Origin of the sequence: Desulfosporosinus sp. SYSU MS00001, assembly GCF_049943955.1 — a bacterium.
Lineage (GTDB): Bacteria > Bacillota > Desulfitobacteriia > Desulfitobacteriales > Desulfitobacteriaceae > Desulfosporosinus.
On record NZ_JBNFTW010000005.1, the window covers coordinates 188246 to 201427 of the forward strand.

Annotated in this window: 11 protein-coding genes and 1 pseudogene; 6 read left to right on the forward strand and 6 right to left on the reverse strand. The window is 37.2% G+C overall.

Features of this window, described 5'->3' with window-relative positions:
• Positions 1 to 128: 128 nt before the first annotated feature.
• The 3 genes from ACPUYX_RS11215 to ACPUYX_RS11225 form a co-directional block, all read right to left on the reverse strand.
• Positions 129 to 488, reverse strand: a complete 360-nt coding sequence (locus tag ACPUYX_RS11215; RefSeq protein WP_426379747.1) for an MBL fold metallo-hydrolase — start codon at positions 486 to 488, stop codon at positions 129 to 131.
• A gap of 51 nt (positions 489 to 539) precedes the next feature.
• Positions 540 to 953, reverse strand: coding sequence for a hypothetical protein (locus ACPUYX_RS11220; RefSeq protein ID WP_426379748.1), 414 nt, complete (start codon positions 951 to 953; stop codon positions 540 to 542).
• Positions 954 to 1616: 663 nt separating this feature from the next.
• Positions 1617 to 3761, reverse strand: coding sequence for an SIR2 family protein (locus ACPUYX_RS11225; protein WP_426379749.1), 2145 nt, complete (start codon positions 3759 to 3761; stop codon positions 1617 to 1619).
• Positions 3762 to 4308: 547 nt separating this feature from the next.
• Here ACPUYX_RS11225 and ACPUYX_RS11230 point away from each other — a divergent pair.
• On the forward strand, positions 4309 to 4884 hold the full coding sequence (locus tag ACPUYX_RS11230) for a metal-dependent hydrolase (protein WP_426379750.1): 576 nt from the start codon (positions 4309 to 4311) through the stop codon (positions 4882 to 4884).
• A gap of 53 nt (positions 4885 to 4937) precedes the next feature.
• Positions 4938 to 5510, forward strand: a complete 573-nt coding sequence (locus ACPUYX_RS11235) for a hypothetical protein (RefSeq protein ID WP_426379751.1) — start codon at positions 4938 to 4940, stop codon at positions 5508 to 5510.
• A 57-nt stretch (positions 5511 to 5567) separates the two neighbouring features.
• Here the strand turns inward: ACPUYX_RS11235 and ACPUYX_RS11240 are convergent, their stop codons facing one another.
• The gene (locus tag ACPUYX_RS11240; protein ID WP_426379752.1) at positions 5568 to 5960 is read right to left on the reverse strand and encodes a hypothetical protein; all 393 of its coding nucleotides are present in this window, start codon (positions 5958 to 5960) and stop codon (positions 5568 to 5570) included.
• Between the two features lie 205 nt (positions 5961 to 6165).
• On the opposite strand from ACPUYX_RS11240, the pseudogene ACPUYX_RS11245 reads away from it, so the two are divergent.
• The 4 genes and pseudogenes from ACPUYX_RS11245 to ACPUYX_RS11260 all read left to right on the forward strand — a co-directional run.
• Positions 6166 to 6996: pseudogene (locus ACPUYX_RS11245) on the forward strand (IS110 family transposase); the annotation flags it as partial.
• Between the two features lie 706 nt (positions 6997 to 7702).
• The gene (locus tag ACPUYX_RS11250; RefSeq protein WP_426379753.1) at positions 7703 to 8851 is read left to right on the forward strand and encodes a restriction endonuclease PLD domain-containing protein; all 1149 of its coding nucleotides are present in this window, start codon (positions 7703 to 7705) and stop codon (positions 8849 to 8851) included.
• An 11-nt stretch (positions 8852 to 8862) separates the two neighbouring features.
• The gene (locus tag ACPUYX_RS11255; protein ID WP_426379754.1) at positions 8863 to 10719 is read left to right on the forward strand and encodes a Z1 domain-containing protein; all 1857 of its coding nucleotides are present in this window, start codon (positions 8863 to 8865) and stop codon (positions 10717 to 10719) included.
• Between the two features lie 14 nt (positions 10720 to 10733).
• Positions 10734 to 11690, forward strand: coding sequence for a restriction endonuclease PLD domain-containing protein (locus ACPUYX_RS11260; protein WP_426379755.1), 957 nt, complete (start codon positions 10734 to 10736; stop codon positions 11688 to 11690).
• A 44-nt stretch (positions 11691 to 11734) separates the two neighbouring features.
• Here ACPUYX_RS11260 and ACPUYX_RS11265 read toward each other — a convergent pair whose 3' ends face one another.
• Both ACPUYX_RS11265 and ACPUYX_RS11270 read right to left on the reverse strand, forming a co-directional pair.
• Positions 11735 to 12787 (reverse strand): DNA cytosine methyltransferase, encoded by a 1053-nt coding sequence (locus ACPUYX_RS11265; RefSeq protein ID WP_426379756.1) that lies wholly within the window; start codon positions 12785 to 12787, stop codon positions 11735 to 11737.
• Positions 12787 to 13137, reverse strand: a complete 351-nt coding sequence (locus tag ACPUYX_RS11270) for a helix-turn-helix domain-containing protein (RefSeq protein WP_426379757.1) — start codon at positions 13135 to 13137, stop codon at positions 12787 to 12789. Before ACPUYX_RS11270 ends, ACPUYX_RS11265 begins: the two co-directional genes overlap by 1 nt.
• Positions 13138 to 13182: the final 45 nt, after the last annotated feature.

Here is a 13182-nt window from a genome sequence, read left to right on the forward strand (position 1 = left end):
GGCATTGATGATCTCCGAATCAGATTACGCCTGAGCATCTCCCATAAAGAGAAAGGTATTATTCCCGTATGTTAGGTGAATTACTGCAGAATAGTCATTAGCATCTTCATAGCTTGCAGAGTTAGGAGCTAAGAGTTGCGCTGATATTCACTTCCAAAATCAAGTTTCAATCCCGCCTTCGCTTGGACGGGACTGAGGCCCTTGCTTCCCATCACGGAAACTAGATCTTTAAAGACTTGTGTGTTCGCCGATTCTTTCGGCATAACGACTTGCCCGATCATGAAATTCTTAAGAATTTCAGGCGAGGATCCTATATGATCTTCGTGCATATGCGTGAGAACAAGGGTATCAATTTTATTTACACCCTGCTTATTCAGGTAACTAGAAATTGTTCCATAATCTTCTTTGTTCCCAGTATTAACCAGTATTAATAAGAAGGTTTTTACCATTGGGAATTTGAACGAGAATTGAATCAGCCTGTCCAACATCAATATACGAAACTTTTAGTTTATCTCCGACATTGACTTGAGTTGGCTGTATCATATCGGATTTATTGTTCGTGCTGGTTGCAACTGCTTTGAAAGATCTGAGCTTTTCGTCTCTGTCACTTTAGTGTTACTTGCGGTACTTATCACGGGGACAGATGTCTTACTAGTATCTGTTGGTGAAGTTGTTGTTGCGAGCACAGTAGTCGCAAAAAGGAATATGTAGGCGATTGAAGCAATTGCCATTCTCCCTTTATGTTTTGTTCGAAATCCACAAGGTCGTTTCTGATAGGCCGTGGTCAGCATTTTCTTTGGTCGCTTCCAAAGATAGATAAGTGCTCCGACAAATGTAATAAACAGGTTGAATAAAACCCTTTTGTATTCCTTGGTCACACCCCGCTTTTGCGGATCGGTATAGATATAATAGTTTAATAGCATGGATACGACAAATAAGATGATTACAGTCATTATATCCCCCCTCCTGCATTAATTATAGCAAATTTTTTGCCGCACAAATTAGTATTAAACAAATCAAGCCGATTCCGGCTAATTTGAGATGCTGGAGAGCATCATGGTTGATAAAGTAATTTGCTATCGGATTTCCTTCCCATGCTCCTTTGCCGATTGCGAGTATGGTTGTTATCTAATCAGCTAAATTTAGAATGCAGAAAAGTAGTAACAGTTTATATACTTTTTTCAGAGGGGTTACCTCCTTTGAATTTATCCTCATTCCAACTAAAGTCAGTAAATAGTCTGCATAATATGCAAAGCTTGGCCCGTTTGAGGATAACAAGAATCCGCCAATTCGATAAGATCCTCTGCCACATCTTTATAGCAATGCTAGTTGAGTTAAGCATACAAGGATAGAGCATAATTTAAAAACATCTTTTTGATCTCTAATTTCAAAAGACATATAATGCCTTATGTTTTTATCCAAATGCTTCGAGCGTGCTTGGTGTAATACCCGTAGACAATTTTTTGCATCAATTTACATGCAACGGCTTGATTGTTCAAATACTGTGAAAGAATATCCAAATACAACTCTTCATGCCTTTTAACCCAACATTAGCATAGGAACACACAGCCGTAACTTGTGTTAATCCTGAAAAAGTCATTAAGGCCGAAAACAACTTAAGAATCCAATAATCTTTGTAGCGATGAAATTTTAATATACAGAGAATCATCTACACCATTTATTAGCTTTACTATTTCAAGTGAACAACTAATGATTGTTTTTGCATTCTGTTTATCTTCTTTTTCTATAAGGCATTCCGCTAAATAATAACCGTAATCAGCGTACCATAAATATTGCTCAAAATGGTTCTTAATTTTTTTAGAAAATTCCATTATTCTCATTTTTGGTAGAATTTCCGGAATTAATCTTATCATCAATTCTGATAATCTATTATTTAACATAACAACCTTATCAATTTGCCCAATATTTTTGTAATTTTTTATTTGAAGATATAATATTTTAACTATAAATTGCTCATCTTTCTCTTTTTCTCCTTCATCTAAAAGCTTGTTTAGAAGAGATTCAATTGTATAATATTTTCTTCTATCACAGTAAAATCTTAAAATATTATTTGTTATTTTTATAATTAAATTATCTGAAATATCAAGGTTAGACTCTGACTCTAACCACTTTAATATAATATTGTACTGTTTTTCAGCCAGATCGAAATCTTCCAGACCTTCATAATTAAAAGCTAAATTATATCTAGCAATTATATCTTCCTTTTTGTCATGACCTTTTTTTGATATTCCCAGACACAATTCGTAAAAATTTAATGAATTTTTATAATCTCCCCTATTATAATATAAATTAGCTAACCTGTTGTATTGCTCTAACAATAAACAATAATCGATCGGCTCTTCTTCTTTAATTATATTTATGAGTTTATTACAAATAAGAATTGTCTTTTCATTATTTGTTACTGCGAATTCTTTAGATAAAAAATTTAGAAGTATTTTAATTTTATGAATTTCAAGTTTGCTTAAATTTGTTAGTATTTTATCAAGTGAAATTACGGCTTCATTATTTGATATATTATTTAGTTTTTCATAAGCAATGTCTACCCAACGCTGGACAGCCTCATTATATAGAGTTATATAATTGAAAGATTGCTCAAATTTTTCTTGAGCTAAATTGAATTTTGAATTTCTTTCCTTACTTCTCTCAAGCTGGTTACCTTCTTGATATAATTGAAGACCCAGCTCCATATAAGATAGCGCTAATATATTCGATAATTTTTCATTTGATTTTGCTTGCTGGGCTGATATAAGTGTAATTACAGTCTCATAATCCGCTTTAAGAAAATGATAATTTGCATTATCTATCTCTAGTTTGTTTTCAAACTTTTTTGCTGCAGTTTGAATTATTCTTCTAGGTGTTTCTAATACATCAATCTCACCTTCTAATTCGGGTAAAAAATACTTATTTATTCTACTAAGAGAATCATCTAGATAAGAAAAAGGCTTGTTAACAAAGTCGGGGGGAAAACATCCAATCTTTTGAGCTAATTTTATTAAAAAACTATCCGCATCAAAGCCGTTAATATAAAAAGCGTATCGATTTACATTTAGCAATTTTTCAAATACCATATTAGTTGGTTTTTTGTCGTTGTGAAGAACCCAAAACAATTTTGTGTTTAAAGTAGCTACTTTTGATAATTGATCAAGAATCAAATCGTTTTCTCCACTATAACCAATAATAATCCATACTCTCCCCCTTCCGGCCTCTTCGAATACAGGCCTTAATCTCCCGGCGTAGCTATTACACTCCTCTTCTGTATTCAATAATGTAAACCCATCAAATTGACCATGCAAATAATAAATAGCTTTTTCAGGCACAAATGATTCATTGAAAATCTTAGAAACTGCCAAGTCATAAACAGCTGGAAATTCATTAAGTAACGCTAAAGCTCTTATCAATAAACGATCAAAGTTTGTCGTGAGAATTCTATCAACATGGTTCTTCTTTAACAAATTAGCTAAGCAAATATGTGCCCAATTTATATTTGTATCCTTAACTTGTTCAATAATAAGTTGCCTTCTTTCCGCATGTGACAATTTTTCCATGCATTTTGAATAGGTTTTTTCATCTACTACATTTTCGTAATGTGTCCGATATTTATCTTTTATCAGCTTTACAAATCCACTTGCCAAGGGGATACCAGCTGTTACTGAACACCCCGCCCCTACAAGGAATGAACACTTTCCTTTTGCATTAATAATACATTCAGCTATCTCATCGATACTCGAGGATTTATTCATACTATCACCTTACTTGTATTATTTTCCTTTATATTAAAATCTTTTATTTAAGATCATCAGAATAAGTTTTTACCCATAGTGTTAAGACCACAACTATTACGATCCCCGATAACAGCAATAGGGCATTTACTCACGAATCCCGGCATATATGGCTGACAGTTTTGTTTGGATGAAAAATAACTTGCTAGGAAGCGTCGTGCTACCGACATATATGGCATTCAGAGCCTTAAAGTGATACCATTAATCAAAGACATACTTACCGTGTTCTTTTATTCCATCATATAAACTCGGCAGAGCAACATAGATACTTCTATATTTCTATATGGTCCTCCATATTCCTCCATTTCTAGATGCGGTTAGAAAAAAAGACACCCATTGGGCGTCAATTAATAAATTCACATAGAGTCGGGTATCAAGGGGCGACACGCTATAAACGTGCCATCCCTTATTGCCAGATTAGGCTTAAACATTTTTAAGCTTTCACTAAATTAACTCAGCAAGAAGTTACAATTGAAGTAAAATTTTATTTCTTGAAGTTTACAAAGGGATGACAGAGCAAGCTTATTCATATCATAAACCACCCTGTAATAAAATTTACGGGGTGATATTAGTGAGATTTGAAACACATAGATCAATCGGCATTACTTCTTATTCAATTATTATACTACTGATTTTGCCTGTAACAACAATTAATCAACTATTCCAACTGTTAATCGTAATTCCGATAACTTTCGTATCTTCAGTATTACCGGATTATGATAATGACTTTAATATTGAGCACCGGGGCCCAACTCATAGTATTTTCATTTGGGCATTTTTATCCGTTCTCTTTGCTGGTTTGGTTAAATTACTTTACTGGTATTTAAATAGTCTCAAGTTGCCTCCCATACTTGCACCCATCTTAGCGTTTTCGGCCCCTTATTTTATGCACCTAATTGCTGATAGTTTTACAGATAACGGAGTACGACTATTTTGGCCATATAATATGGATAAACCTAGAAAGCCGATATTTCGGTTATGGTATTACTCAGACGGTAAAATGTATGAACAACTTGTCTCATTAGGGGTGAATACACTAAGTTTAGTGCTTTGGATTGGTTTATTCTACCACACGTTAAAATGAATAATAGGACATTCTGTCAATTTAATAGGAATGTACAAAAGGAGGGGATTGTAGTGTCCTACCGTTTGTACAAACCGTTAAATAATGCGAATAATATTCCAAGTGCAATATTAGAAAATCTTGCTACTATACTTCAAGATGCTATGGGTAAAATTAGACCGGGGAAACATGAATTCATTCCAGTAGGCCCAATTATGATTGTTAATTGTTCCGATATTAAAGAGCCAATTGAACAGGTGAAAGTCTCATCTAGTGATAATATACCGAAGAAAATCAACTATGAAGATTTACCTGATAAAATTCAGCAAACCCTCAAGCAGTTACAAACTGACTATGACCTGACCTTAAGACAAATTAACAAATTGAAAAAAGAGTTAAAAAAAGAAGAAGTCACTTTGTTGAATATTAATCAACAGATTGAGCACCTCAAAAGAGAGGCCGGCATCTTAAAAAAACAACGTCAACAGAAGAAACTCAGAAACAAATTTGAAAAAAGATATGACGATTTTACTGCAATACTGAACAGCGACTTACTGCTTCTAGAGCCCGATGACAGAAAAGAAGTAATAATATTACTTGAAAACGTATCAGCTGTGATTAGAGACACTATTTTAAAATTATACTGAATTAACTGCACAAACGCGCAGTCGCACGGTTGTTAGACCCGTTTATTCTCGAATTTTTTATGCCCAGTCTTCAAGTTTCCCTATAACCTTTCCTTCATAAGGAGTTCCTAAAGCATGGTCAGCAACAGCGATGAAAGTGTCCGGAGAAACACCTTCATTAACACAATATTGAGCAAAGATGCGTATTTGCTTGAAACCTTTATCAAACGGATCTAATGCCGGGCTACCTTCAAGTGTATATTTATTATCACCTGCATATTTAACAAATCTTAGAGTATAGTCATCGTCATAATATCTCTGCCCCAGTGGAGACAAAGCGTAGCTATGATGGAAGTCGAATTTTTGGGCTGTTTCAAAATCATATGATTCTACATAGCCGTTATTAGCTACTATTCCAAGGAAAGGTTTTTGAGCAGAATTTTTTCCGGAGTATTTATTTATTTCAGTCATAATAGGCCCCTTTTGAATTTATAATACTTATTTATATAAAGGAAAAAGCAACTCGACTTAAGCACTGTTTATCCTAAGTTTAGAACAAAATCCTGGATAAATATACTATTATTATTGAGGAGAAGTAAAACTACTAGATCACAAAAATATCTTTACTTTATATTAGACCCTCATGCCGCTTAGCGGCACCATCAAAGAATGAAGTAAAGAATGTTCTCATGTGGCCATGGAGAGCACCGGTGTCTATTAGAAACCTATTTGCAATCTTTTAGAGTTGAATGAAATTGAAACTCTCGTTGCTAATGCGCAGCACATTAAGGCGGTTCCAGGTCGAAAGACGGATGTTAAAGATGCTGAGTGGATTGCTGATCTTTTACGTCATGGATTGCTCAAAGGAAGCTTCATTCCCGATCGAGATCAAAGAGAACTTCGAGAATTAGTCCGTTATCGCCGCAGTTTAATTGAAGAGCGTGCTCGTGAGGTCAATCGATTACAGAAATTCTTAGAAGGAGCGAATATTAAACTCGCCTCTTTTGCTAGCAACGTTATGGGAGTATCCGGACGAGCAATGATTGATGCGATTATTCAAGATGTGAATGACCCCATATTGTTAGCATTTTTAGCCAAAGGAAGACTTAAGAACAGGAAGGAAGCTCTTGAAAAAGCATTAAATAGTCTAATCGGACCTCATCAGAAAATGATTCTTAAAAGTCAACTCGAACACATTGACTTTTAAGACCAAAAGATTAGTAGTCTAGATCGGGAAGTGGTGAACCGTACACTCCCTTTTGAAGAAGACCTGTAGTTTCTGGATACTGTTCCGGGCATTGGTCGACGTATTGCCGAAGAAATTGTAGCTGAAATTGGTACCGATATGAGTCGCTTTCCAAGCGATGCCCATCTCTCATCATGGGCGGGAATGTCTCCAGTTCAGAATGAAAGTGCAAGGAAACGCAAGTCCAGTCGAACTCGTAAAGGGAACAATGCACTAAGAAGAACTCTGACAGAAGCCGCACGGGCGGCAGCCCGAAATCAGGGATTAGATAAACTCAAAAAGATAAATTCCGTGAGTTTGGAGGGTAGAATTATAGTTAGTCTCTCGCACAAAATCGCCGAAGTTTAACTCTTGTATTACAATCTTACCGGAGATCGCCTCATACTCTTCCACACGATACTTTACACTTTTTGTCTAATCTATTTCTTCAGTTTCTACAGGACTGCTTAACAATCGTCTTTCCAGAATCCTTTACAGTTTCAAAAAATCAATTGCGGCATTTAATTTAAATTAAACCGTTTCATATGTAAACCATAAAGGGACGTGAATTAATTTCTCTAACCCGCTCTAAAATGCAACTCAACTTTTCGTACTACGTCAAGATCAGTGTCAAAATATACTGCATCGGAATCTGTATTTAAATCCATACATATTCAGTTTTGTCTTATACTAAATGGTTCAAATTATATTCCGATATAAATAGGACTGCCAGTAAGGCAGTCTTTCGCTTGTTACCAGGTGATGACCTAATCACATTCACAAGGATAAATTATTTAGCAGTTAAAAAGCGACTCCCCAGGATCTTGAACACGTAAATAATATTCCCATCCGCTTGCAAGGATTTCATCATTTTAATAAAATTAATATGTCTTGTATTATTGACTCAAATATATTTCTTAATTTCGTTATAATTTACCTTCTTGATTATTAGTAGGCAAGTTTACTTCAGGCGCAAAGGAGTAATAAAATGAATCTGTTATATTCTAATCTTCTGCCCCTTGGCACATTTGAGGGTCAAGAAACAATTATTGACTGTTTTAATGAGCAAATTGCAAAATCAGACCGTGTTGAAATTGCAGTTGGATATATATCACGTGCTGCATTAGAAGAACTTGACCTTCTGATTAAGGAGCACAACATATCCAGTATATGCCTTACTATTGGAATGTACTTCATCGAAGGAATGCCTGAGGGGTCTTACAATGTTGCGCTTGAACTGAACAAGAAATGGAAAGAGGCCGGCATTGGAGAGATTAGGATTGTAAAAGCCTTTAAGTATCACGGAAAATTATACTGTTTTCACCGAGAAGGACAACCTTTTTCCGCTATCATTGGTTCTGCTAACTTAGGGGTAATCAAATTAGATGCCAATAACCGCCGACAGTATGAAATCTCATCAATTACTTATGATGCTGCCGAATGCGGAGAAATCGCAGAATTTATCGAGAGGCTTAAATCACAGAATTGTTCCTCTAATATTGCAAGTATAACCGGAATGCAGCTAATCAGAGAAGTTAATACATCACTCAGCGGCATCGACACAGTAACGCAAATTCCTCAAACCGGTGTAAAGCTTTATGTACAACATAAAACAGGAGTTTCATTTGTGTTGCCGATAAAAGTTCCTGCTTATGATGAGCGACATATGGATGATGGAAAGCATTTCACAAAATCAAATATTAATGTTAGTTATGCAGCACCGCGAAGCAAGAGAAAATCCCGTGATTGGTATGAGACCCAGCTGACCGTGAGCAAAGAGATAACTCGCTCCGAGGGATATCCCGAAAAGAACAAGACCTTTTTTGTAGTTACCGATGATGGCTATTGGTTTAAAGCTCATACCACAAGTGACGGTAATAAGCAGTTCAGTGCTGTTGGCGATGAACTTATTCTTGGTCGTTGGATTAAAGGAAGACTTGCGGCAGCAGGACTTGTAACACCTGTGAATGATACCCAAGCTGATACAGACCGTAAAGGAATGATTACGAAAGAAATGTTACAAGCATATGGCTGCGATAGCCTTGTACTTTCAAAGACCGACCAAAAAGCGTTGGACGAAGACAGCTCTGAGCTTGATGTGTGGGTTTTATCGTTTGAAACAACTACTAACGAATGAGAGGTGCAACTATGCAATACTTGAAAACATATCTTCAAAAGATTATAGACCGAGGCAATGAAAAATTGGCAGAGTCCATTGCTAAAACTGCTGAAGATATTGGCCGTCAACATATTCGCAATTTCTCATTCACAAGCCATGAAATTGGTTTGTTGTTTGGTAATGTACAATCTGGAAAAACCGGCCAAATGTTTGGCATTATGTGCAAAGCTGCCGACTTAGGTTTCCCGGCATTTATCTTACTCACAACAGACAATGTTGTGTTACAACAACAAACGTTGGATCGTGTCAGAGACGATATAGACGGTTTCTGTATTTGCGGTGAAAACGACTCAGGGTTGTTTATTGAGAATAGCCTTGTTAAGCCGGCGATTGTTGTTCTAAAGAAAAATTCAAGAATACTGAGACTGTGGGCGAATGTATTTAATTCCACGGGCTTTATGAAGGGTAATCCTCTTTTCATCATTGACGACGAGGCAGATGCCGCTTCATTAAATACACTTGTAAATCGCAATGATCAGTCATCGATTAATAAGTATTTGGATTCTATAAAGAATGGCGCATCAAGCAGTTTGTATCTACAGGTCACCGGAACTCCTCAGGCGATCTTGCTGCAGACACTTGCTTCCGGCTGGCATCCGTACTTTTCATACTACTTTCGTCCAGGCGATGGCTATTTAGGTGGAGATTTTTTCTTCCCGACAAGCGGTAAGCCTGAATACATTGATTATCTTGAAAACATTGAACGACCAACACGAAATGTTCTTATACGCCACCTTGCTGTTTCTGCGCAGATATTAGCTACCGGCGGGAAAGTATCAAACTGCCTTATACATCCGAGTGTGCGCCAAGCGGTCCACCAGCGTTATGCCGACGAGGTTATAAAAGAGCTAAATTGGTGTTTTGAACATATCAATGATGATTATATTTTGGAATTGCAGTCTCAGTATTCTTCTTTAGAACCCAAGAAAAGCGAGAAACTGTCATTGAATGATATCTACAAAATTACTAAAGAATTGATAGAAAACGAAGATATAAAAATCCTCGTTATGAACGGCAAGACAGATGTTGAAAGTTCCGAATATGAAAGAGGCTGCAATTTTATCATTGGCGGAAACACCCTTGGTCGAGGTGTTACTTTCCCTGGGCTACAGACAATTTACTATACAAGAACAAGTAAAAAACCGCAGGCTGACACAATGTGGCAGCATAGTCGAATGTTTGGTTATGACAGAGATCCCGGCATGATGAAGATCTTTATAGACGAACAGCTTTATAAATTGTTTTCGGATATAAACTCTACCAATAACTCCATCATCGCTCAGATAGAGCAAGGCATTGATAATATAAAAATTTATTATCCGATTGGTATAAGTCCAACAAGAAAGAATGTGCTTGATAATAAGCACGTAGAAATTCTCTCAGGGGGAACAAACTATTATCCTTTTTACCCAGATAATGACACCATTGAGGATATATCAAAGCTATTAAAACCTTTCTCTGATGATGAGCCTTACTACCAAGTAAATTTAAGATTTATTAAGGAGATATTGTCTCACATTATTACCAGTCCGGATTTTAAGCTGAATGCGTTCGTTTCTGTCATAGAAACTATACTTTCAGAGCAACCTGCGGGACAAGGTATTTTAATAGTTCGTAGAGAAAGGAATGTTGCCCAAGGAACCGGCGCATTGTTGTCTCCGAATGACTGGAAACTTGGCGGTACTTTCCTCAACAAAATCGTCCTTACCATGTACCAAGTCACAGGAACTAAGGGATGGGGAGGAAAAGCTCTTTGGGTGCCAAATATTAAACTTCCACACGATACCGTTTATTATGATGTGTGTGAAGATGATACAGAAGCATAGGAGGGCAAGCAGGTATGTTCACTAATAATATAGCACAAAGAATCTTATTTGCTCCTTCGCTTCAAGGAGCAGACACTTTACTAATATTAAGTGGATATGCTACTCCCAGTATGGCATCGTGGTTAATAAAGAGTTATCAGGAACAGAATATATCCTCTGTTAATATTTCATTGCTGATAGGCATGGTTCCTTTCGACGGGCTGAGTATTCCTATACATGAAGGTTTTAAGGAGCTCCATGGCAAGGCATATCCAAATACTGCGGGAAGATTCACATGCAGTTATGTTTGCGAAAACCCTCCAGTCCATGCAAATTTATACATTTGGCTGAAGGGCGAGACGCCAATGCTTGCATATACAGGTTCTGCTGATTTCATACAAAACGCATTTGTTTCATCTCGAAAAGAAATCATGGAATGCATCGACCCAGAAGAAGCATTTAAATTTTATGAGGAAGTTGAAACAAATTCCATCTATTGCAATCATGCAGAGGTCGAAGATAATATTGTCCTCCGTCCAACGCATCAAATATTAGATGCGGAAAATAAACCGATAACCACCTTAGCCGGGGAAGGTATTATTTCCGCAACTCTATCTCTTCTGACAAAGAGGGGGGAAGTTGGAGCAAAGTCGGGTCTTAATTGGGGCCAACGCAAGGACCGAAACAGAAACCAAGCTTATATACATCTTCCTGCAAAAATTGCAAGAACCGGCTTCTTTCCGCTTAACAAACAGCATTTTACAGTAGTTACGGATGACGGCCATACACTCCTTTTAAGGGTTGAGCAACAAAACAATAAGGCGATTACAACACCTCTTAGTAATGCTCAACTAGGAGAGTACTTCCGAAACCGGTTAGGTCTTGGGAATGGTGCGTTCGTATCGAAACTAGATTTGCTAAACTACGGAAGAACGGATGTTACCTTTTATCGAATTGACAATGAGCAATATTTTATGGATTTTCATGTGTGAAATAAGCGGCTACTTTGCAGCAAAACAAAGTAACCGCTTATTATTTATTCATTGATACTTGGGCCAATACTCTCATAGTCAATCCCCGCAAAGGATTTCAAAATGGCCTCAAAAATTATTTTTGCACCTTTACAAGGTACTGCCATACCTATTTGCTTGCGAACGCTCTCTTTGCTTCCTATGAATCTATAGGAATCAGGGAAAGTTTGTAATCTTGCACGCTCTCTGTTGGTCAATGCTCGCGGTTCTTCCCAGTGATATATATGTGTTCCGCCGCCGCCGCTTCCTGTAACCGTATAAGAAGGCTTTGCTGGGTCGAGCCGCTTATAGATTTGACTAATTTTTGCACCGGTAATGTTAAGCTGCAAATCTTCTGGAAGATCCGCCGTGAATGCATTCTGTCCGGGAAGAATATGCTGCAGTCTTCTAACAACGGTTGCAGATTGTTTTGTTAATTCGTTGTTATATGCATCAGCCCGAATTGGAGGATTTTCGATTGCGGTTCTGCAAGTATTATCAATTCCGACATAAGGTGCTGTTGATGGAACCTTGTATTCGACGTTGATATCGTTCCGTATACCTACAATAATCAAACGATGTCTTGCCTGAGGTATTCCGTACTCCTCAAACTTATATAGATGCGGAGTAATTGTATAGCCAGATTCTCGTAACTCTTTAAGAATCTTTGTGAATGCCTTCCCGTCATTTGCATTTCTTAGACCTCCAACATTCTCTGCTAAAAACCATTGAGGTTTGAATATTCTCAGCGCTTTGACACCGAAGGAATACAATGGTCCATAAACACCATCCATACCTTTCTGTTCTCCAACCACGCTATAGTCGTTGCACGGAAAGCCAAAAGCTAAAGCATCGATAGGTGCGAGTTTTGTCATATCAAATTTCCGAATATCTTCATGATATACGGTATTTGGAGCATCTGGGCAAATATTGAAACGATATGTTTCACAGGTATCCGCATCGTAATCGTTCGCCCATTGATGGATAATCGTATAATGCGGATCGCCGACAGCGGCGTTCATTGCTCCCCACGCAATCCCGCCCGGCCCGCAAAATAATTCACCTAAACGAAATGGCATTAATGTTCCTCCTTTGAAATGTTATTCTTACCACTTCGCATTGCCAGAAAGTCAATAAATAATTGAACCATCTTTACATCATCTGCACAGAGTTTTTCTAACCCATGAATCTGCGAATTTGGATGAATATCGTTTTCTGTTATGTATCCTGCTGCTAATAAAAGTTCGAAAGGATGAAAGTCTAATGTTTGAGAGATTTCACACAAGGTATTCCAGTTTGGACTTTTGCGGCTTCCATTCTCAATCTTCATTATTTCACTATCGCTTACGCCGCAAGCAGTTCCTAATCGTTTCAGAGAGAGCCCTGCGGCTTCACGCTTGTTTTTAATAAGATCTCCTAAGCAGGACATAATCTCACCTCTTCAAATAGATTAACACAATTGCTGCCAAATATC